Below are 19,699 nucleotides of genomic sequence, written 5' to 3' on the forward strand. Positions count from 1 at the left end.
GAGGTTTTCTCGGGCGGATACCGCCACGAAACTACGAGCGCACACCCGAGGGGGACTCCGCCGGTTCGTCCGCCGCCGGTGCAGGCGGCGGCCCCTTTCGGCGGGCGCCGATCCGGGCGGGCAGCGAGAAGCCGAGCTCGCGACCGGAGGTGATCCCGCCGGGACGCAGGAGCAAGGTCAGCAGCAGCGTCAGGGCGAGGATCAGCTGCTGGATGCCAGGGTGCGGGTGGAGCTCGATCGGGCCCACCCCGCCTCCCGCCTCGATCCTGCGCAGCAGTTCGGCCAGCACGGAGATGAAGACGGTCCCGATGACGGCCCCGCTCAGGCTTCGTATTCCGCCGACGATCAGCATCAGCAGCGTGAGCAGCGTGAGCTGAAGATAGACGTCGCCCGGGGTCAGCGCCCCGAGGAAGCGGACGTACAGCCCACCGCCGACGCCGCACACGAACGCGCTGATGACGAGCGCGATCGAGCGGTCGCGGCGGATGCGGACGCCCAGCGCTGCGGCGGCGACGGGATCCTCGCGGGAGGCGCGCAGCCGGAAGCCGGGCCGGCTCAGCTGGTAGGCCATGGCGATGGCGATCGCGCCGATGAGCCAGGGGACCGTGGCGCCTATGGTGAGGTCGGCCGGGATCCCCACGATCCCCTGCGAGCCGCGCGTGACCGCGTCCCAGTTGCTGATCACGACGTTGACGCTGATGAGCAGCGCCAGGCTCGCGATGCCGGCCGCCATCCCGTCCAGGCGCAGGGTCAACAGCGCGAAGACGGCCGCGACCAGGACGGAGAGCAGGCCGGAGAAGAGCAGCGCCACGGGTAGGGCCAGCTCCAGGTCCGCGAGCCAACCCGGAAGCGCGGGCAGCAGCGCCTGCTTCAGGGCGTGGGGCATGGTCGTCAGCGCCGTGGCATACGCCCCCACGGCGACGAACACGACGTGACCGAAGGACAGAACGCCCGAGTTGCCGACGAAGATGTACGTCCCGACGGTGATGACGCCCATGACGAGCATCTGCGTGGCCGTCCGCTGGGTCGTCTCCGAACCGAGGAGGGCCAGGCCGCTGACGACGAGCACCAGCAGCGTGCACGTGACGGCGGGTGCGCCGCGCGAAAGCAGGGGAAAACGCGTGTTCGTCATACGCGCACCGCCCCGGGGCGGCCCGCGATGCCGTGCGGACGGAACATGAGGATCACGACGATTCCGAGGTAGACCAGAGCGTCCTGGTAGGGGGCCACCCCACCGGGCAGATACGCCTGAAGCATGACGGTGAGCAGGGCGAGGACGTACGCGCCGAGCGCCGCCGCCCACAGCCGGCCGAGCCCGCCGAGCACGATCGCGACGAAGCCGACGAGCACCGGTCGCAGGCCCATGCTCGGCGTCAGCGAGCCCGTGCTCGCCACCAGGAAGATCGCGGCGATCCCGGCGAACGCGCCGCTCACCCCGAACGCGCTGGCGACGACGAGGTTGGCGCGCACCCCGAGGGCGCGGGCCATCGTGAAGTCCTCGGCGGCGGCGCGCATCTGGACGCCGAGCGACGTCGCGCGCAGGAACCACGCGAGCCCCGCCAGCAGCACCGCGGTGACACCGATGATCGCGAAGTCGAGCTTGCCGACCGACAATCCGGCCACCTTCACGCTCGCGCCGAGGTTCCCGAGCACGTCGGTGCTCTTCGGGTCGGCGCCTTCGAACAGCAGCACGCCGCCCTGGATGAACAGGCTGAGGGCGAAGGAGGTCATCAGCAGCGTCTCCCCGCTCGCCCCCCGCACGGAGCGGAAGGCGAGCCGTTCCATCGCCAGCCCGAACCCGATGACGACGGCCACCACGAGCACCGCCGTCACGGCGAACGGCAGCGAGGAGAACCACAGCAGCGCGTACCCGCCGATCATGATCAGTTCGCCGTGCGCGAAGTTGATCAGCCCCATGATGCTGAACAGCAGGGCGACGCCGAGGGCGATCAAGGCGTAGAGGCTGCCCAGGCTGAGCGCGTTGACGAGGTTCTGAGCCATCGCGCTCACCCCATTCCCAGGTGCTTGGCGCGGAACGAAGGGTTCCGCAGCAGCTCGTCCGGCTCGTCCACGCGCTCGATCACGCCTCCTCGCAACGAGAACAGATGGTCGGCGAGCTTCACCGCGCGCGCGACGTTCTGCTCGACGAGCAGGATCGTCAGCCCCTCGTCGCGGAGCGCGGCGAGGGCGGCGAACAGCTCGTCGAGCACCACCGGGGCGAGCCCGAGCGAGGGCTCGTCCAGGACCAGCAACTCCGGCGCGGCCACCAGCGCCCGGCCGATCGCGAGCTGCTGGCACTCGCCGCCCGACAGCACCGCGGCCCGCTCGGAGAGGCGATCCGCCAGTACGGGAAAGTGCCGCAGCGCCAGTCCCACCCGTTCGGAGACGTCGGCGTCCTTGGCCAGCGCGCAGCCGGCGAGACGCAGGTTCTCGCCGATCGACAGCGTGCGGAACACGCCGCGCGACTCCGGGACGAACGAGATGCCCGCCCGCGCCCTGCGCTCGGGCGTCCAGCCCGTGATGTCCGTGCCGCGCCAGCGGACCGATCCGCTCCGCGTTCGCACCAGACCTTGGATCGCCTGCATGGTGCTGGACTTGCCGGCTCCGTTCGGACCGACGATCGCCACCACGTCGCCTCGCTCGACGCTGAGCGAAACGCCCTTCACGGCGTCGATCGGCCCGTACGAGACGTGCAGGTCGGAGACCTCGAGCAACGTCATTCCATCGCCTCCGCCCCCAGATACGCGGACACGACCTCGGGATCGGTCCGGATCTCGTCCGGACTACCGACCCGGAGCGTGACGCCATGGTCGAGGACGTGCACGCGGTCGCACAGGCTGAGGATCACGCGCAGATCGTGCTCGATCACGATGATCGCGCAGCCGATCTCCTCATGAATCTGCCGCACGGTCCGCGCCATCGCGGCGCTCTCGTCGTCGTTGAGGCCCGCCGCCGGCTCGTCGAGCAGGAGCACGCGCGGCCGCGCGCAGAGGGCCCGGGCCATGCCGACCCGCCTCTCCACTCCGTACGGCAGGTCGCGGGCGAGGACGTCGGCGCTCTGGTTCAGGTCGAACCAGTCCAGTGCCTGACTCGCGCGAGCCCGCGCGGTCTCCCACTTTCCGCCGCCGCCGACCACCGCCGCCTCGCAGTTCTCGAGCACGGTCATGTGCGGGAACAGCCGGACGTCCTGGAAGGTTCGACTGATCCCCGCCCTCGCCCGGCGGGGAGCATCCCAGCCGGTGATCCGGCGGCCGTCGAACTCGACCTCGCCCGTCGTGGGACGCTGGAAGCCCGACAGCACGTTGAGCAGCGTCGTCTTCCCGGCCCCGTTCGGCCCGATCAGCCCGAGGATCTCACCCTCGTCCAGCTCGAGCTCGACGTCGTCCAGTGCGCACAGTCCCGCGAAGCGCACCGTGACGTGGCTCGTGCGGAGCAGCTGACGCATCCGGCTCAGCCTTCCTTGGTCTTGCGTCCGCCGGCGTACGTGGCGGCCGGGCTGATCCGGCCTCCCTCGACGCTCATGATCACCGAGGGGCGCTCGGTCACGATGTGCTGCATCGTCTTGTACCCCGTGGGGCCGGCGATCGTCTCGTACGTCCCCAGGGTGTCGATCGCCTTCGCCAGCGCGGGGCCGCTGGTGGTGTCCGCCGTCTCGATCGCCTTGGCGAGCATCTGGATCGTCGCGTAGCCGGTGAGCGAGTAGGACGTGACGGAGGGCTCGCCGAACTTCGCCTTGTAGCGAGCGAAGAAGTCGTTCACGTCCTTGCGCGGGTCATCGCCGTACAGCGACCCGAAGGCGTCGTAGTAGAAGTTCTTCAGGTTCGGGACGCCCTTCAGCCAGTAGTTGCCGTCCATGGCGATGTTCGACATGACCGGGATGTCGACGCCCGCCGCCCGGAGCTGACGCAGGGCCGTGCCCGCTCCCGGGTTGTAGCTGCACAGTTCGAGCACGTCGGCGCCGGACGCGCGCAGCCGCGCGATCTGACCGGCGAACGAGGTGTCCTTCTGCTGGATCGTGTCGCTCCCGACCACCTTGGCCTGCGGCTGGGCGCCGAACGTCGACTCGAACGCGGCGCAGGTCTCCTTCGTGTGCGTGATGCTCGGATCGCGCCAGAGATACGCCTTCTTGTAGCCCTTGTCGTAGGCGAACTGGGCCATGTTCGTCGCCCCGGCCGCGCTCTTGGTGCCCATGGAGTAGGCGAGCGGTCCGAGCGTGGGGACGTCGAACTGCGAGGAGCCCGCACAGGGGGACACCGCCACGACCTTCTTGCTGGTCGCCGCGATGGTCGCGGGGCTTCCGAGGTCGAAGTCGCAGGTCACGAACATGACCTTCGCCCCCTGCGAGAGCAGGTCGAGGCCCACGGTGGTGCCGAGCGCCCGGTCGGACTTCGTGTCGCCGTACTTGAGTTCGAGGCGATGACCCTTGACGCCGCCGCGGGCGTTGATGTCCGCCACGGCGAGCTCGGCGCCGCGGGCCGGTCCGAGGTCGTAGGCCGCGGCGAACCCGGAGCGCGCGACCGCCATCCCGATGACGATCGCCCCGTCCGGCAGCTTCGCCTTCGCGGACGACGTACCCGAGTCATCGGCGCCGCCGCCGCAGCCGGCGGCGGCCACGCTCAGCCCGAGGATCCCTGCGGTCAGGTGAAGGACAGTTCGGCGCATCTCGCTAATCCCTTGATCTCGATGGCCAGCTTGTCATCGCAAATTTAAAGCACTGAAATCTCAATGTCTAGGCTCAGATATCTCAACTCTGCAACGTGAAAGATCGCCCGCCAGGGGCCCCTGACCTGGGGCGCCTCCGCCAACGCCTGCGCCCTCGGGCCTCTGCTCGCCCCCACGGCGGCGCGATCCAGGGCCGTACCGCCGTCCCTGCCGGGCCGAGGGCACACCGTCATCGCGAATCCCGCCGAGCGGCCGGGGTCCACCGATCCGGGGGCGTCGCCTCGTCCCCACGTTCCACCTCGGCCTGCCCGGGCGGGGGGTCGCGAGCAAGGGCAGGCGGTGATCGACGGCTCGCCTCGACGACACGGGCCCACTGGCGTAGGGGAGCACATCTCACGTCGGGGAGCACTCGCCGTGGGTCATGCCAGGACGACCAGTCCGCCGGGCAGCCCGGCGTCAGAGCACCACACGCCGCACGCGGGGGAGCACGGGGCGGTGACGGCATCGCCGACGGTCCGCTGATCTGCGGCGCCGACCAGTTACGTCGGGTTCGGTGAAGGCGGCGCTCTGTGACGGAGGCGGGTCATCAGGGATGGATCGTACGTTGTCTTCGGCTGATGAAGGCGTGTCGCGGGCCGGCCGGTCATCGCGAGGCGTGGGCGTCGGGGCCGGCCGGGGACGGAAGCGCATCTGCTGTACGGGGTGATACTGCGGGGCGCGGGCCGGCTGGAAGCCGGTCTGGAGCCGGCCGGCTCCGCGTTGTCCGGCGGTTACGCCGCAGGATCTGTGATCACGCGACCAGGCGCAGCCTGGCTTCCGCGAGTGCGTCGTGGCCGGCCGATGTCGGGTGCACGCCGTCCTCGGAGCGGTACTCCGGCCCGGTCGTCTCGGCGAGTTCGGTGAACATGCCGTCGGCGGCAAGCAGTTGGGCGCCGTATTTGGCGGTGAGTTCCCGCACGGCCTGAATTTTCGGGTTCAGGTCGGCGCGCCAGTTCTTTCGTTCTTCTTCGCCGATGAGTGCGGCACCGGCTTCGATGACGCTATGAATCGGCAGGAGGAACGGCTCGATCAGAATCAGTTGCGTGCCCGACTCGGCGAGTGCTGCCAGCAGACGGTCATAGCCCGCTGTTCAGCCAGGTCATGGGACGGTCAGGGTGCCGGAAGCACCACTCGCCCGCGACTCGCAGCGGGTAGCCGCATCCGAAGGGATCCTCGTCGGCCGGTCGCCGGAGTTCGGTGATCGAATCGCCGGTGAACATCACCGTGCTTCCCGGGCGGAGGGTAATCGTCATGCTTGTTCCCCTGGCATTTCTGAATTCTATGGCGTGGTGCCCCTCGCTGACTGTGGTGTGGGTCAGTCGACCAAGAGGACGAGCTTTCCGCGCACGCTACCGGCCTCGCCGAGGCGATGCGCCTCCGCCACGTCGGCCAGGGGGAGCGTCCGGCCGACGGGGAGCGAGAACCGGCCCGACTCGATCAACTCGCCGATCTGGGCGATCACGTACAGCGCACGGCCCGCGTCACCCCTGCTGAAGCGCACACCGTGCCGTTGGGCACCGGCGAAGTCCGCGATGGTGATCACATGCTCAGGACCACCGACGAGCGAGATGAGCTCCGGCAGGACACCGCTCCCGGCCACGTCCAGCGCGAGGTCGGCCCCCTCGGGTGCGAGCGCACGGATCCGCTCGGCCATGCCGAGGCCATAGGCGACGGGTTCGGCGCCGAGCGAGCGCAGGAGGTCGTGGGCGGCCGGGCTGCCGGTACCGATCACGCGCGCGCCCCGGGCCACGGCGAGCTGGACGGCGGCACCGCCGACGCTTCCGGAGGCGCCGTTGATGAGCAGCGTGCGACCGCTCATGACACCCAGCTGGTCGAGCGCACGCGCCGCGGTCTCGATCGCGGCCGGCAGCGCGGCGGCCTCGGCGAAACCGAGAGACGGCGGGATGGGCGCGTAGCAGGACAGCACCGCCAGCTCCGCCTGAACGCCGCTGACGGCGGAGAATCCGAACACCCGGTCGCCGACGGCGACACCCGTGACACCCTCACCGAGCTCGTCGACGATGCCCGCCGCTTCGTACCCAAGGGTCTGCGGAAGCTCTTGGTCGAGCTGCCCTTGGCGCTTCTTCCAGTCGCTCGCGTTGACCCCCGCGGCCCGCACAGCGATCCGGACCTCACCGGCACCGGGGTGCGGATCCGGCAGGTCCACGATCTCAAGGACCTCCGGGCCCCCGAACCGGCTGAACTCAGCCGCCTTCATCTATGGCTCCATTCTCGCCCTGGGACGATCGGGGTGGAGGCCGGCTGGACAGGTTCCCTCCGGCCGGGGGACATTCCGGCATATGGTCTGCTCGTCCGAGCGCTCGCTGACACACGCAGAGCCTGACGCAGGTCCCTGATAGGGAGCTCACATCACGCTGACGCAGACCTGATACTCGGGCCATCGCGGTGGCGGCTGGCCGAGCCGTGTGAGGAGCATGGCCGTCTTGGCGGCCACCGTTCCTCTGGGGGGACGGCGTTTGCCGCCGCTCAGCTCAGGCGGGTTTGCAAGAGGCAGAATTCGTTGCCTTCAGGATCTGCTAGGCAATGCCAGGGTTCTTCGCCGGTCTGGCCGACGTTGGCCGGGCGCGCCCCGAGATTCAGGAGGCGTTCGAGTTCTGCGTCCTGATCACGGTCGGTGGCATTGACGTCGATGTGCAACCGCAGCTTGCCCGCCTTGGGCTCGGCGGTGGGACTGAAGATCAGAGTCGGCTGCAATCCGCCGAACCCTTCCCGTGGGCCGATCTCCACCGAGCCGTCGTCCTCGGTGTCGAGCACTGTGAAGCCCAGAACCTCGCACCAGAACTCCGCCAGCCGTTGCGGATCCCGGCAGTCGATCACCAGCTCGGAAATGCGGCACGCCATGATCGGCACCATACGGGGCGGCGCCCGCACGAGCCAATCCTTATCCGGCCCGGGATCGCGACCCCCTCGACCGGTGACGCCATCCTCACTGCCGGCTCTCGCCGGACGATCGACGTGGGCGGGCGCGGACGTGCATGTGCACCCCCTGCCGGCTGAACAGGATGAGGAGTTCGACCGGCCCGCCGTCGGCGCTGCCGAGCCAGTGGGGCAGGGACGTGTCGAACTCGGCGGCCTCGCCGGGCGGCAGCGTCAGGTCGTGGTCGCCGAGGACGAGCCGCAGCCGGCCGCTGAGGACGTACAGCCATTCGAAGCCCTCGTGAGCCTGCGGCGCGGGCTGGAGGGGTTCGGGGGCGGCCGGGATGATCATCTTGAAGGCGTGGACGCCGCCTGGCCGCCGGGACAGGGGCACGAAGGTCATCCCGAACCGCTGGACGGGCTTCAAGTGGATCCGCGGGTCGCCGGTGCGCGGGGCGCCGACGAGGTCGTCCAACGGGACGTCGTACGTGCGGGCCAGGGGCAGCAGCAGCTCCAGGGTCGCGCGGCGCTGTCCGCTCTCCAGCCGGGACAGCGTGCTCTCCGACACTCCGGTCGTCGCCGCGAGGTCGGCGAGGGTGATGCCGCGGTCGCGGCGCAGCGCGCGAAGCCGCGGTCCCACCGCGTCGAGCACGTCGTCGGTTTTACGGTCCACGGTGCCCAGCCTGCCAGGCCGGCACCTTCGCATGCCAACCGACGTTTGTTCTCCGAGGCCGCCTTTGGTGATGGCATAGGAGACCGGCCACGGGTCAGGCTGGCCTCGTCACTCACCCGGAGACAACGAGCAGCCAGGCGAATGTCGCTGTGGCCTGTTCCGGTGCGTCGCCGCCGGTCCTGTCACTGGTCTTCCTGGGAATCGGCGCCGAGGTAGGTCAGCACGGCGCGGACCCGGCGGTTGGTGTTGTCGTCGTGGGCGAGGCCGAGCTTGGCGAAGATCGTGGTGGTGTACTTGCTGATGGCGCCCTCGCTCAGGAACAGCCGGGCGGCGATGGCGGCATTGGACAGGCCCTCGGCCATCAGCGTGAGCACCGACCTCTCGCGTTCGGTGAGCACACCGAGCGGGTCGGCCCGCGTGGGCCTGCCCAGGAGCTTCGCCACGACCGCGGGGTCGAGTGCCGTGCCGCCTCCGGCGACGCGGTCGAGTGCGTCGATGAACTGGTCGGCGTCCAGGACGCGGTCTTTGAGCTGGTAACCGATGCCGCCCCGTCCGTCGGCGAGCAGTTCGCGCGCGTAGAGCTGTTGCACGTGCTGGGAAAGGATGAGCACGGGCAGCCCTGGTACCTTCCGGCGGGCGGTGAGGGCGGCCTGCAACCCCTCGTCGGAGAGGGTCGGCGGCAGGCGCACGTCCACGATCGCCACGTCCGGACGCAGGGTGAGCAGCGCCTCCAAGGCGGCCGGGCCGGTGTCGACCGCCGCGACGACCTCGTGCCCATAAGCCTGAAGGAGGCGGACGAGGCCGTCGCGCAGCAGGAAGAGGTCCTCGGCTACGACAACGCGCACGGTACCGCCACGGTGACGCGGGTGGGGCCGCCGGCCGGACTGTCGATCTCGACGCGGCCGCTGAAGGCGGCCATCCGGCGCTCGATGCCGCTCAGCCCCGAGCCGGATGACTTCACCGCCCCGCCGACCCCGTCATCGGTCACACTCGCGGTGAGCGTTTCGGACGCGTACGAAAGTTCGACCTTTACATGATTCGCCTGAGCATGCTTGGCCACGTTCGCCAGCAGTTCCGCGACGGCGAAGTAGACCGCCGCCTCGACGGGTCGTTCGGGCCGGGCGGGGACGGCGCTGACGACGGTGACCTCCACCGGGGCGTCCAGCGCCAGCAGCCGCACGGCGTCGACCAGGCCGCGCTCGGTGAGCACCGGCGGGTTGATGCCGCGGACGAGCGATCGCAGTTCCGCCAGCGCGGCGGCCGACGCGACGCGGGCCTCGGCCAGGAGCGTCTTGGCGGCGGCGGGGTCGGTGTCGACGAACCGTTCAGCGGCGATCATCGACATTCCCAGGGCGACCAGCCGGGCCTGCGGCCCGTCGTGCAGTCCCCGCTCGATCCGCTCCAGTTCGGCGGCCTGCGCCTGGGTCAGGTTGGCCCGGCTGGTCTCCACCTCGTCGAGCCGGCGGCCGAGCCGGGAGCGCGGGGCCGACCCGAGCAGCCGGGGGGCCAGCGGCTCGACGATCCGCCAGGCGAACGGGGCCGTGAGCAGCGCCCCGGCGATCATCGCGATGCCCTCCGCCGTCGATCCCGGCCTCGTGATCAGGTACGCGCCTCCGGCCGACACGAGCACCGGCAGGGCGGTGACCGGCAGGACGGTCACCGCGCTCACCACGATCCACAGCGCGTCCCGCAGCAACTGCGGATCATGGAAACGGGCGATCATCGTGGCCCGACGGCGCGCCTCCCGCTCGGACTCGTGGTATTCCGAGCCGTTCCACCAGAAGCCGGTGGCCATCTGGGTGACCGGCGGAACCGGCCGGTAGGACACCCGGAGAGGCAGTGCCAGCCAGCGGCGGGCCAGGGCCCGCGCGGCCTGGGTGAGGGGCCGTCCCGCCAGCATGAACACCACGTAGACGGCCACGGCGATCCACAACACCACCACGAGGGTGTCACCGGAGGCCGCCAGCGCTCGGGCGATCCAGGGCGCGTGCCGGCCCGCCGACCAGGAGAACGCCAGCTTCGAGCCGCCGATGCCAGTGGCCACGGCGACGGCCGGGATCACGGCGGTGAGCCCGGCCAGCAGCGCCGACCGGTACATTCCCCGCACGATCTCCCCGCACCAGCGTAGGGGGCCGCGCCCCGCAGGCCGTCTCATCCGCGCGCTCCTTTCTCCACGACGGCCAGTGTGCCAGCCGGGTCGTCCCCCTCCTGCCTGGGCGTCCATCAGTGACTCAGTGGTCATGGTGGACGCCCGCCGGGACCCGCTCGCCGTCCGCCCGCGAACGGGCCCGGCGGCCTCCGGAGGCGGCACTGGCACAGAAGATCACTCCGGTCGCCAGCAGAGCCAGTCCGTGGACGAGCATCCCCGGCACGGCGACCAGCCCCAGCCCGGCCGCCACCGAGACGACCCCGACGATCATCCGCGTGCGGAGGCCGAGGCGGCGAAGCACCACGAGAATCAACATCTGTTCTCTCCGATCCCCGGGCGATGTCCGTACCGCCCGGCCGACATGGAGAAGGTACGGATGACCGGCCGCCGCCAGATATCCCGCTAGACCCCGTCCAGGGTGGGGCTAGCCCCACACCCTGAATCGCCGACGAACACGTGCTTCCGCCTGGGTCGGCCGGTCAGTCCCACTTCGTCCCGGCGGGCACCCGGAGAGTGGTGTTGATGCGGTTGAAGAAGTTGGTGATGGCCACCATCAGCACCAGGGCCCCGAGTTGCCGCTCGTCATAGTGCTTCGACGCCTCGGCCCAGATCTCGTCGGTGACAGCGCCGGGCCGGTCGGAGAGGCGGGTCGCGGCCTCGGTGAGCGCGAGCGCGGCCCGTTCCGCGTCGTCGAAGAGCGGGTTCTCGTACCAGGCGGCGAGGGCGAGGAGCTTCTCGGCGCCGACGCCCGCCTTGGTCGCGCTCGTGGTGCCGGCGTCGACGCACGCGCTGCAGCCGTTGATCTGGCTCGCGCGCAGATGCATCAGCTCAAGTGTGCGACGCGGTACGCCCCCGGCGTATACCTCCTTGAAGATGTGCTGGACGCCCGCCGTGATGTCGGGTTGGACCGCCGTGTCGTGGATACGTGCTGTCATCGTTCCTCCATGCCTTGTCGTCGGTTCGGTCGACGGCACTACGACGTACGGCTCGGACGAGAAGTAACGGCCACGCCGGGCGTTACCTAATCCGCGCGCGATGCGTCCTGATGGTGACGCCGCCGTATGCCGGGGAGAACCATGACCGAACTGGACGAACTCGCCGTTGACTTCGAGACCCAGCGCCCGTACCTCCACGCGATCGCCTTCCGCGTGCTGGGCTCTCACGCCGACGCGGACGACGCCGTCCAGGAGGCATGGCTGCGGCTCGCGCGGACGGGCGGCGACGGCATCGAGGATCTGCGCGGCTGGCTGACCACGGTGACCGGCCGGATCTGCCTGGACGCGCTTCGCAGGCGCGGAGTGCGGGGCGAGCGGCCGCTCGAACTCGACCTCGGTCCGCTCCGGCCGGAGGCCGCCGGGGGTGCCCCGGCCGATCCCGAGGAGGAGGCCCTGCTCGCCGAGTCCATCGGGCTCGCGCTCTACGTCGTGATGGACGCCCTCACGCCGGCGGAACGGGTGTCGTTCGTGCTCCACGACGTCTTCGAGGTCCCGTTCGAGGCGATCGCGGCCGTCCTCGGCCGGAGCACCGCGGCGGCGAAGATGCTCGCCAGCCGGGCCCGGGGGCGCCTGCGCCTGGGAGCGCCCGCCGCCGAGACCGGCGCCGCGGACCGCGCCGTCGTCGACGCGTTCCTGGCCGCGGCCGGGCGGGGCGACGTCACTGGTCTGCTGACCCTGCTGGCCCCCGGCGTCGAGCTGCGCGCCCAGGGCCCCGGCGGGACCGTCGTCGTTCGCGGCGCGAGCGAGGTCGCGGCACAGGCGACGACGTTCGCGCGCCCGGACGCCCTCGCGCATCCGGCGCTCGTGAACGGTGTCCCCGGTGTTCTCGTCACCGTCGGCGGACGGCCGGTCACGGTCCTGGCCTTCACGGTCGAGGACGGTGCCGTCACCGCGATCCGCGGGCTGACCTCCCCTGCGCGGTTGGACCAGATCGTCCCCTCCTGGGTCGGGTGACCGGTCCCGGCGGCCGAAGCGTCAGCCCGGTGCCGGGGCGCGCCGGCGCACCAGGGGCAGGTACACCTCGTCGACGATCTCGATGAGGACGTCGTCGGGCGCGGTCGGGACGCCGCGGACGACGAACTCGTTGCGCAGCAGGACGATGGCCACGGTGGCGACCCGCGGGTGGAGCGCCTCGGGCGCCGCCTCGCCCCGCGCGACCGCCCGTCCCAGGAGGGTCAGCCAGGGCGCGGCGGCGGCGTCGCCGGACTGGTCCTGGAGCTGCGCCAGAAGCTCCGCCGCGCCACCGGCGGCTGCCAGCAGGTCGCGCAGGACGGCGCCGAGGGGGGAGCTCCAGTACCGGTTCGCCCGGCGCAGCTGTTCCAGGACGTCACCGCGCAGGTCGCCGGTGTCGGGCAGCGGGGCCGTCGTCGTGAGCCGCCGGTACGCGGCGATTCCGAGCGCGAGGCGGTTCGGCCAGCGCCGGTAGAGGGCGTTCTTGTTGGTGCCCGCGCGGGCGGCGACCTTGTCCATGGTCAGTCCGGCGTATCCGGACTCGGTGAGCTCGTCCGCCGCGGCTTGCAGGATCGCCTCTTCCAGCGCGGCTCCGCGCCGCCGAGTATGCCCGGCCCGAGGCCGCTCCGTCGGATCCGCTGTCATGGGCACCTTTCTATCACCGGTACCAGCCGTACTCTCCCCGACGCAGTTGTCATCATGACTGGAAGGTCTCTAAGGTACGTTGCGTACCGTAAGTTTCGGCTAGGGGAAGGCAGAGCACGTGCGTGCCAAGGGCATCAGCTACGACACCGGCTTCATCAAGAAGGGGACGAACTCCCGCAAGCACTTCGACCCGGAGTCGGTACGGCGCGAGCTGGAGATCATCCGCGACGACCTGCACTGCACCGCCGTCCGCGTCATGGGCGGTGACCCGGAACGGATCGAGCTGGCCGCGGGGTACGCCGCCGACCTCGGGCTGGAGGTCTGGTTCTCGCCCTACCCGCTGGAGCTGGGGACCGAGGAGATGCTGTCGCTGTTCGCCGACTGCGCGGAGCGCGCGGAGAGGCTGCGGCGGCGGGGAGCCGAGGTGGTGTTCGTCACCGGGGCCGAGCTGAGCCTGATGAACCCCGGGTTCCTGCCCGGCGGCGACATCGACGAGCGGGTCGCGCTGCTGAGCCGGCCGGATCTGGTGCGGGAGCGGATCGGCGAGGTGGGCGCGCGGGTGAACGACTTCCTCGGCAAGGCCGTGGCCCGCGTCCGCGAGCACTTCGGCGGCAGGCTGACCTACGCCTCCGTGCCGCTCGAGCGCGTCGACTGGGAGCCGTTCGACATCATGTCCGTGGACCTCTACCGCTCGGCCGAGATCGCCGACCGGTTCGACGACGGCGTCCGCGGCCTGGTCGCCCAGGGCAGGCCGGTCGTGATCACCGAGTTCGGGGCGGCCGGCTACCAGGGCGCGGGGGAGCGGGGCGCCCTCGGCCTGGAGATCGTCGAGTACGACGACGACGGTCCCGTCCGGCTGACGGGGGAGTACGCCCGCGACGAGCACGGGCAGGCCGCGTACGTGCGCGAGCTGCTGGAGACGTTCGAGGCCGCCGGGGTCGACGGCGCGTTCGTGTTCACCTTCGCGCTCTACGACCACGTGCACCGGCCCGACGGCGATCCCCGTGACGACCTGGACCTGGCCAGCTACGGCATCGTCAAGGTCTACGAGGATCGGGAGGGCTCCGCCTATCCCGGCATGCCGTGGGAGCCCAAGGCCGCCTTCGGCGTTCTCGCCGAGTACTACCGGGAGCACTGAGCCCGCGGAGCCGGGCCCGCCCGTGCGGGGGGCGGGCCCGGTCTCGTCGCGGGACGGTCAGTGGGGCTGGCGGGTGGGCATGATCGTGACCTGCTGGAGGTTCGCGCGCGGCGGCAGCGCGGCGAGGAAGCCGACGGTCTCCGCGACGTCCCGCGCGGTGAGGAACTCCACCGTCTCCCTGGAGTCCTCCAGCCATTGAAGCGCGTCCTGGTCGGTCACATGACCGGCCAGCTCGGTCTCGACGATGCCCGGCTCCAGGGCCGACACCCGCACGTTCTTGGCGCCGAGTTCGACGCGCAGGTGGCGCGAGAGGTGGGTGACGTACGCCTTGGTGGCGGTGTAGACGGCGAAGGTCGGGTAGATGTTCTGCGCGCCGATCGAGGACGTGTTGACCAGGTCCGCCACGCCCTGCTCGGCGGCGGCCGCGATCAGTTGCGGGACGAAGGCGCCGATGACGTTCATCAGCCCGCTGACATTGATGTCGATCTGCCGCTGCCACTGGTCGACGGCCAGTTCCTCAATGGGGGCGGGGAACATGACGCCCGCGTTGTTGAGCAGCAGGCCGGTCGTGCCCAGGCGCTCCGCCACCCGGTCGGCGGCCGACCGCACGGCCGCGGCGTCGGTGACGTCGACGGCGACCGCCAGGGCGGTGCCGCCGTTCTTCTCAATCCGGGAGACCAGCGCGTCGAGCCGGTCGCCCCGCCGGGCCAGGACGGCGACACGGGCGCCGAGCTCGGCCAGGTGCTCGGCCGAGGACTCGCCGATGCCGCTGGAAGCGCCGGTCACGACCGCCACGCGGCCGGTCAGGGGCTTGGCAAGAGTGTTGGCAAGGGTGTTCATGGACGTGAACGCCTTCCGGGGAAAGGGATGAGGGAGACCGGGGCGGGTGGCCATCGGCCGTACATTCAGCACACCACCCGGGAGCCGCCGCCGACGGGCCCGAGCAGGCCCTTCGCGAACCGGTACCGGGAAGGCAGGTACCGCCAGGGCCACCCACCGATTCGCCCGGCCCTCCCGGCTGGCTCACACTGGGTACATGGACCGCAGTAGCGAGATCGCCGGCTTCCTGCGCTCCCGCCGTGCCCGGATCACCCCCGAGCGGGCAGGGCTGGGGCAGGACGGGCGTGCCCGGCGGGTTCCCGGGCTGCGCCGCGAGGAGGTCGCCCGGCTCGCCGGGGTGAGCACCGAGTACTACACCCGGCTCGAACAGGGCCGCGCCGGGAACCCCTCCCCGGAGGTCGTCGCCGCCCTCGCGCGTGCGCTGCGGCTCGACCCCGCGGAGCACGAGCACCTCGCCGACCTGCTGTCACGCCCGGCGTCCGCGCCCCGCGCCGCCGCCGGCCCGCAGCGCGTCCGCGCCGGGCTGCACCTCATGCTCCAGACCCTGGACCACGTGCCCGCGTTCATCATCGGCCGGCGCACCGACGTGCTGGCCGCCAACCGCCTGGCGCGCGCGGTCGTGACCGATTTCGACGCCCTCCCCGTCCCGCAGCGCAACCTCGCCCGGTACTACCTCCTGAACCCGGACGCCCGTGAGCGCGTCGGGAACTGGGCGCAGATCGCCGCCGAGACCGTCGCCATGCTCCGCCTGGAGGCAGGCCGTCACCCGCACGACCGCCGCCTCGGGGATCTCGTGGGTGAGCTCACCTTACGGTCACCCGAGTTCACCACCTGGTGGAACGACCACCGTGTCATGCGCCGGACCTACGGCACCAAGCACTACCGCCATCCCGTGGTCGGGGATCTCCGCTTCGCCTACGAGTCCTTCAAGCCTTCCGGGGATCCCGACCAGACGTTGTGCGTCTACAACCCCGAACCCGGATCCGCCACCGCCGAGGCCCTGAAGCAGCTCAGCGCAAAGCCCGTGCCGGACTCTCGGCCACAGGGTTAGCCGAGCTGTTCACCGTCCCCTGGCCGGTGCTCGGAGTACTGGCTGCGGACGCGGAACCGCAGCGCGGACTCTTGGTACTCCTCCTGCGCGTGGGCGACCCAGCCCACCGCCCGTGCCACACCGAAGATGGCCTCGGGGGCGTCCCTTCGCATGCCCGCCGCCAAGCAGAGGGCGGCCAAGGCGAGGTCGACATTGGGACGGCGGTGCGCGTGGTGCGCCACGGCGTCACTGATCTGCTCCACCACCTCTAGGTAGGGCGCGGCGGACGGAACGGTGCCGAGGACGTCGAACAGGGCGCGCGCCCGTGGGTCGCCCTGCGGGTAGAGCGGATGCCCCAGCCCGGGCACGGGCCGTCCCGTCCGCAGGTGGTCGGAGATGACCGCGACGGCGTTCCCCTGGTCGAGCGCCGTGGCGAGCATCTGGTGGGCGTTGCCGCCCGCGGCGCCGTGCAGCGGGCCGTCCAGGGCGCCCAAACCCGCCGAGACCACCGCGTACGGGTTGGCCCTCGCGGACGCCGTCACGCGCGCGGCCAGCGTGGACACCGCCAGGTCGTGATCGAGGAGCAGGACGAGCGCCGTCTCCAGCGCGCGTACCAGCGCCAGGTCCGCGTCCGGGCTCGCCAGGGCGTTCCACAGGCGCATCGCGACGCCGCCGTCCTGCTCGTCGCCCGCGCGCCGGCCCGCGTCGCCGAGGGCGTGGACGAGCACGGAGACGATGGCGCGCCCGGCGGCCAGGACGATCTCCGGGCGGAGGTCGAAGCGCAGCGGATCCGCCGCGCCCGCGCCGGCGACCGCGAGCCGCAACCGGTCGGCCGACGCCGTCCCCTCCGGGAGGGCGGCGACGAGCGCGCTCACCGCAGCGAGCTGGCCGGGCAGCGCCTCGAACTTCTCGGGTGACCCCGCGCGTCCCGTCCACACCCACTCCGCCGCGGTCTCGAACCCCTCGCGGGCCGCGAGGTCGACGGCGTCGTGCCCCCGGAAGTACAGGCGGCCGCCGCGGATCCGGGTGATCGAGGTGAGGATCTCGGGGAACGCCTCGGCGAACCCGGCGTGCGCCGGCCGTGAGCGCTGGCCCCGCTCGGCCAGGCGCTCCACCTCCCCGGCGTCGAAGGTGCTGTGCCGCGACCCCGGCGTGCGCATGCTGCGCAGCAGGCCCCGGCTGGCGTAGGCGTACACCGTCTCGACCTTCACGCCCAGGCGGTCCGCGACCTCCTGCGTGGTCAGCCGCTCGGCGTCGCTCTCCGCCTCGCCGTCCACCCGTGACTCACCCCCACCTCTCGTACCCGGATGCTCTATGGATTGTCTCACATCGTTACGATCAACGTTGACAACATTGATTCAGTCAACACAGAGTCGTAGTGACGACGAGGAGGGAACACATGGACACCGCGGGGCGGACAGCCGGCAAGGCCACCCGGGAGCTCAGGACGATCGAGGTGCCCCGGGGGCTCGCCGGGGTCGTCGTCACGGACACCCGGCTCGGGGACGTCCGGGGACGGGAGGGCTTCTACCACTACCGCCAGTACTCGGCGGTCGAGCTCGCCGAGAAGCGCACGTTCGAGGACGTCTGGCACCTGATGCTCGAAGGCGCGCTGCCCGACGCGGCCCAGCGCGCCGCCTTCGCCGCGAGGACGGCACCGCGGCGCCGTCTCCCGGCGGAGGTGGCGGCCCTGCTACCCGCCATCGCCAAGGCGACCGCGGAGGGGAGCGTGTTCGACGGGCTGCGCGTCGTGCTGCCGCTGATCGGCGCGTCCGGCGGCTTCCGGCCCCTCTACGACACCGCGCCGGACCGGCGGATCGAGGACGCGATCACGGTCAGTGCCGCCGTCCCCACCGTGCTGGCCGCCCTCCACCGGCTCCGGAGGGGGCTCACCCCCGTCGAGCCGCGGGACGACCTGCCCTACGCGGCGAACTACCTCTACATGCTGAACGGCGCCGAGCCCGACCCGGCCCGCGCGAGGGCCGTCGAGCAGTACCTCATCTCGACCGTCGACCACGGGTTCAACGCCTCCACCTTCACCGCCCGGGTGATCGCCTCGACCGGTGCGGACCTCGCGTCGGCGGTCGTCGGCGCGCTCGGCGCCCTGTCCGGTCCCCTGCACGGCGGCGCGCCCAGCCGGGCCCTCGACACGCTCGACGCGATCGGCTCGCCGGACAGGGCCGACCCGTGGATCCGCGAGCGCGTGCTCGCCGGCGAGCGGATCATGGGCTTCGGTCACCCCGTCTACCGGACCGAGGACCCGCGGTCCCGCATGCTCCGCACGATCGCGGAGGGCTTCGGCGGCCCCCTCGTCGAGCTCGCCGTCGTGGTCGAGCGGCGGATCATCGACATCCTGGAGGAGCTGAAGCCGGGACGGCAGCTGCACACGAACGTGGAGTACTACGCGGGCGTGGTGATGGAGCTGGCCGGGCTGCCCAGGGACATGTTCACGCCCACGTTCGCCGCGGCGCGGGTCGTCGGCTGGTCGGCCAACATCCTCGAGCAGGCCGCCGACAGCAAGATCATCCGTCCGTCCGCCCGTTATGTGGGCGCGCCGCCGCCCCAGCCGGTCCCGGAGATCTGACCGTGCTCATCGGCCTCTTCCACACGGGACCCGGCACCTTCGGCCGCCGGGAAGGTCTCCCGCACGCCGCCTGACGGCCCGCCCGCGCAACCCGGCCACGGCCGGGCCGGGGGAGCGGGCTCCCCAGGCCCCCGAGACGGCGGCCGGTCCGAGCGCCCGCCGTGCGGACCACCCGGGCCGGCCGCGTCCCCTCAGATCTCTTCGACACTGCTCGGCTCACGCCGGGACAGGTCGATGCCGAGCTCCTCCGCGGCGCGGAAGACGTCCTCGTCGGTGTCGCGCATCTCGATGGACATGCCGTCGCTGGACAGGACCTCGACGTTGAGGCACAGCGACTGCATTTCCTTGATGAGCACCTTGAAGGACTCGGGAATGCCGGGCTCGGGGATGTTCTCGCCCTTGACGATGGCCTCGTAGACCTTGACGCGGCCGAGGACGTCGTCGGACTTGATGGTCAGCAGTTCCTGCAGGGCGTAGGCGGCGCCGTACGCCTCCAGGGCCCAGACCTCCATCTCACCGAAGCGCTGGCCGCCGAACTGGGCCTTTCCGCCGAGCGGCTGCTGGGTGATCATGGAGTAGGGGCCGGTCGAGCGGGCGTGGATCTTGTCGTCGACCAGGTGGAGCAGCTTGAGGATGTAGATGTAGCCGACCGAGATCGGATAGGGGAAGGGCTCCCCGGACCGGCCGTCGAACATCCGGGCCTTGCCGCCCCGCTTCACCATCCGGTCGCCGTCACGGTTGACGAGCGTGCTGCCCAGAAGGCCGATGATCTCCTGTTCGCCGGCGCCGTCGAAGACCGGCGTGGCGACGTTGGTACGCGGCTCGACGCGGTCGAGGCCCTTCTGGCGCAGCCGCTCGGCCCATTCCTCCTGCACACCGGTGATGTCCCAGCCCTGGGCCGCGATCCATCCGAGGTGGGTTTCCAGGACCTGGCCGACGTTCATGCGGCCCGGAACGCCCAGCGGGTTCAGCACGATGTCGACCGGCGTGCCGTCCTCCAGGAACGGCATGTCCTCCACCGGCAGCACCTTGGAGATGACGCCCTTGTTGCCGTGCCGGCCCGCGAGCTTGTCCCCATCGGTGATCTTGCGCTTCTGCGCCACGTACACCCGGACC

At 71.2% G+C, this 19,699-nt stretch carries 22 protein-coding genes; 4 read left to right on the plus strand and 18 right to left on the minus strand.

The window, feature by feature from the left end:
- Positions 1–31 precede the first annotated feature (31 nt).
- The 14 genes from E1291_RS03805 to E1291_RS03865 form a co-directional block, all read right to left on the minus strand.
- Entirely contained in the window at positions 32–1,132 is a 1,101-nt protein-coding gene (locus E1291_RS03805) for a branched-chain amino acid ABC transporter permease (protein ID WP_131736122.1), read from the minus strand.
- Positions 1,129–2,001, minus strand: a complete 873-nt coding sequence (locus E1291_RS03810; RefSeq protein WP_207400531.1) for a branched-chain amino acid ABC transporter permease — start codon at positions 1,999–2,001, stop codon at positions 1,129–1,131. The genes E1291_RS03805 and E1291_RS03810 overlap by 4 nt, the downstream gene beginning before the upstream one ends.
- A 5-nt stretch (positions 2,002–2,006) precedes the next feature.
- A complete protein-coding gene (locus E1291_RS03815) occupies positions 2,007–2,720 on the minus strand; it encodes an ABC transporter ATP-binding protein (RefSeq protein WP_131736124.1) in 714 nt (237 codons plus the stop codon).
- Positions 2,717–3,445, minus strand: coding sequence for an ABC transporter ATP-binding protein (locus E1291_RS03820; RefSeq protein ID WP_131736125.1), 729 nt, complete (start codon positions 3,443–3,445; stop codon positions 2,717–2,719). The genes E1291_RS03815 and E1291_RS03820 overlap by 4 nt, the downstream gene beginning before the upstream one ends.
- 5 nt (positions 3,446–3,450) lie before the next feature.
- Complete coding sequence (locus E1291_RS03825; protein ID WP_131736126.1) at positions 3,451–4,662, minus strand: ABC transporter substrate-binding protein; 1,212 nt, start codon at positions 4,660–4,662, stop codon at positions 3,451–3,453.
- A gap of 790 nt (positions 4,663–5,452) precedes the next feature.
- Positions 5,453–5,620 carry an SGNH/GDSL hydrolase family protein gene (locus tag E1291_RS43080; RefSeq protein WP_207400532.1) on the minus strand — a complete coding sequence of 56 codons (168 nt, stop codon included), beginning with the start codon at positions 5,618–5,620 and terminating at the stop codon, positions 5,453–5,455.
- Between the two features lie 157 nt (positions 5,621–5,777).
- Positions 5,778–5,954 (minus strand): hypothetical protein, encoded by a 177-nt coding sequence (locus tag E1291_RS43085; RefSeq protein WP_207400533.1) that lies wholly within the window; start codon positions 5,952–5,954, stop codon positions 5,778–5,780.
- Positions 5,955–6,016: 62 nt separating this feature from the next.
- Complete coding sequence (locus E1291_RS03835) at positions 6,017–6,919, minus strand: NADP-dependent oxidoreductase (RefSeq protein ID WP_131736127.1); 903 nt, start codon at positions 6,917–6,919, stop codon at positions 6,017–6,019.
- A 269-nt stretch (positions 6,920–7,188) separates the two neighbouring features.
- Positions 7,189–7,563, minus strand: coding sequence for a VOC family protein (locus E1291_RS03840; RefSeq protein WP_131736146.1), 375 nt, complete (start codon positions 7,561–7,563; stop codon positions 7,189–7,191).
- A gap of 85 nt (positions 7,564–7,648) precedes the next feature.
- Positions 7,649–8,251, minus strand: coding sequence for a helix-turn-helix domain-containing protein (locus tag E1291_RS03845; RefSeq protein ID WP_131736128.1), 603 nt, complete (start codon positions 8,249–8,251; stop codon positions 7,649–7,651).
- Positions 8,252–8,433: 182 nt separating this feature from the next.
- Positions 8,434–9,096 (minus strand): response regulator transcription factor, encoded by a 663-nt coding sequence (locus E1291_RS03850; protein WP_131736129.1) that lies wholly within the window; start codon positions 9,094–9,096, stop codon positions 8,434–8,436.
- Positions 9,081–10,406 (minus strand): sensor histidine kinase, encoded by a 1,326-nt coding sequence (locus E1291_RS03855; protein ID WP_131736130.1) that lies wholly within the window; start codon positions 10,404–10,406, stop codon positions 9,081–9,083. The genes E1291_RS03850 and E1291_RS03855 overlap by 16 nt, the downstream gene beginning before the upstream one ends.
- A 76-nt stretch (positions 10,407–10,482) precedes the next feature.
- Positions 10,483–10,716, minus strand: coding sequence for a hypothetical protein (locus tag E1291_RS03860; RefSeq protein WP_131736131.1), 234 nt, complete (start codon positions 10,714–10,716; stop codon positions 10,483–10,485).
- A 163-nt stretch (positions 10,717–10,879) separates the two neighbouring features.
- Positions 10,880–11,335, minus strand: a complete 456-nt coding sequence (locus E1291_RS03865) for a carboxymuconolactone decarboxylase family protein (protein WP_131736132.1) — start codon at positions 11,333–11,335, stop codon at positions 10,880–10,882.
- A gap of 141 nt (positions 11,336–11,476) precedes the next feature.
- Between E1291_RS03865 and E1291_RS03870 the strand changes: the two genes are divergently transcribed.
- Positions 11,477–12,349 (plus strand): sigma-70 family RNA polymerase sigma factor, encoded by an 873-nt coding sequence (locus E1291_RS03870; protein WP_131736133.1) that lies wholly within the window; start codon positions 11,477–11,479, stop codon positions 12,347–12,349.
- Between the two features lie 21 nt (positions 12,350–12,370).
- On the opposite strand, the gene E1291_RS03875 is transcribed toward E1291_RS03870, so the two are convergent.
- Positions 12,371–12,991, minus strand: coding sequence for a TetR/AcrR family transcriptional regulator (locus tag E1291_RS03875; protein WP_131736134.1), 621 nt, complete (start codon positions 12,989–12,991; stop codon positions 12,371–12,373).
- Between the two features lie 118 nt (positions 12,992–13,109).
- On the opposite strand from E1291_RS03875, the gene E1291_RS03880 reads away from it, so the two are divergent.
- Positions 13,110–14,129: a glycoside hydrolase family 113 protein gene (locus E1291_RS03880; protein WP_131736135.1), complete on the plus strand. Its 1,020-nt coding sequence runs from the start codon at positions 13,110–13,112 to the stop codon at positions 14,127–14,129.
- A gap of 57 nt (positions 14,130–14,186) precedes the next feature.
- On the opposite strand, the gene E1291_RS03885 is transcribed toward E1291_RS03880, so the two are convergent.
- The gene (locus tag E1291_RS03885; protein ID WP_131736136.1) at positions 14,187–14,969 is read right to left on the minus strand and encodes an SDR family oxidoreductase; all 783 of its coding nucleotides are present in this window, start codon (positions 14,967–14,969) and stop codon (positions 14,187–14,189) included.
- A gap of 196 nt (positions 14,970–15,165) precedes the next feature.
- On the opposite strand from E1291_RS03885, the gene E1291_RS03890 reads away from it, so the two are divergent.
- A complete protein-coding gene (locus E1291_RS03890) occupies positions 15,166–16,020 on the plus strand; it encodes a helix-turn-helix transcriptional regulator (protein WP_131736137.1) in 855 nt (284 codons plus the stop codon).
- On the opposite strand, the gene E1291_RS03895 is transcribed toward E1291_RS03890, so the two are convergent.
- The gene (locus tag E1291_RS03895) at positions 16,017–17,276 is read right to left on the minus strand and encodes a citrate synthase (protein ID WP_131736138.1); all 1,260 of its coding nucleotides are present in this window, start codon (positions 17,274–17,276) and stop codon (positions 16,017–16,019) included. The genes E1291_RS03890 and E1291_RS03895 overlap by 4 nt on opposite strands.
- Positions 17,277–17,398: 122 nt before the next feature.
- Here E1291_RS03895 and E1291_RS03900 point away from each other — a divergent pair, with 122 nt between their 5' ends.
- Positions 17,399–18,583 (plus strand): citrate synthase/methylcitrate synthase, encoded by a 1,185-nt coding sequence (locus tag E1291_RS03900; protein WP_131736139.1) that lies wholly within the window; start codon positions 17,399–17,401, stop codon positions 18,581–18,583.
- A gap of 191 nt (positions 18,584–18,774) precedes the next feature.
- Here E1291_RS03900 and E1291_RS03905 read toward each other — a convergent pair.
- A partial coding sequence (locus E1291_RS03905; RefSeq protein WP_503108235.1) for a DNA-directed RNA polymerase subunit beta occupies positions 18,775–19,699 on the minus strand: 925 nt, incomplete at its 5' end.

The organism is Actinomadura roseirufa, assembly GCF_900659635.1.
GTDB lineage: Bacteria > Actinomycetota > Actinomycetes > Streptosporangiales > Streptosporangiaceae > Spirillospora > Spirillospora roseirufa.

What these genes read in the sequence shown, in the direction of transcription:
- E1291_RS03805 (WP_131736122.1), bottom strand. Translation starts at nt 1,132, where the DNA reads ATGACGAACACGCGTTTTCCCCTGCTTTCGCGCGGCGCACCCGCCGTC.
- E1291_RS03810 (WP_207400531.1), bottom strand. Translation starts at nt 2,001, where the DNA reads ATGGCTCAGAACCTCGTCAACGCGCTCAGCCTGGGCAGCCTCTACGCC.
- E1291_RS03815 (WP_131736124.1), bottom strand. Translation starts at nt 2,720, where the DNA reads ATGACGTTGCTCGAGGTCTCCGACCTGCACGTCTCGTACGGGCCGATC.
- E1291_RS03820 (WP_131736125.1), bottom strand. Translation starts at nt 3,445, where the DNA reads ATGCGTCAGCTGCTCCGCACGAGCCACGTCACGGTGCGCTTCGCGGGA.
- E1291_RS03825 (WP_131736126.1), bottom strand. Translation starts at nt 4,662, where the DNA reads ATGCGCCGAACTGTCCTTCACCTGACCGCAGGGATCCTCGGGCTGAGC.
- E1291_RS43085 (WP_207400533.1), bottom strand. Translation starts at nt 5,954, where the DNA reads ATGACGATTACCCTCCGCCCGGGAAGCACGGTGATGTTCACCGGCGAT.
- E1291_RS03835 (WP_131736127.1), bottom strand. Translation starts at nt 6,919, where the DNA reads ATGAAGGCGGCTGAGTTCAGCCGGTTCGGGGGCCCGGAGGTCCTTGAG.
- E1291_RS03840 (WP_131736146.1), bottom strand. Translation starts at nt 7,563, where the DNA reads ATGGCGTGCCGCATTTCCGAGCTGGTGATCGACTGCCGGGATCCGCAA.
- E1291_RS03855 (WP_131736130.1), bottom strand. Translation starts at nt 10,406, where the DNA reads ATGAGACGGCCTGCGGGGCGCGGCCCCCTACGCTGGTGCGGGGAGATC.
- E1291_RS03860 (WP_131736131.1), bottom strand. Translation starts at nt 10,716, where the DNA reads ATGTTGATTCTCGTGGTGCTTCGCCGCCTCGGCCTCCGCACGCGGATG.
- E1291_RS03865 (WP_131736132.1), bottom strand. Translation starts at nt 11,335, where the DNA reads ATGACAGCACGTATCCACGACACGGCGGTCCAACCCGACATCACGGCG.
- E1291_RS03870 (WP_131736133.1), top strand. Translation starts at nt 11,477, where the DNA reads ATGACCGAACTGGACGAACTCGCCGTTGACTTCGAGACCCAGCGCCCG.
- E1291_RS03875 (WP_131736134.1), bottom strand. Translation starts at nt 12,991, where the DNA reads ATGACAGCGGATCCGACGGAGCGGCCTCGGGCCGGGCATACTCGGCGG.
- E1291_RS03885 (WP_131736136.1), bottom strand. Translation starts at nt 14,969, where the DNA reads ATGAACACCCTTGCCAACACTCTTGCCAAGCCCCTGACCGGCCGCGTG.
- E1291_RS03890 (WP_131736137.1), top strand. Translation starts at nt 15,166, where the DNA reads ATGGACCGCAGTAGCGAGATCGCCGGCTTCCTGCGCTCCCGCCGTGCC.
- E1291_RS03900 (WP_131736139.1), top strand. Translation starts at nt 17,399, where the DNA reads ATGGACACCGCGGGGCGGACAGCCGGCAAGGCCACCCGGGAGCTCAGG.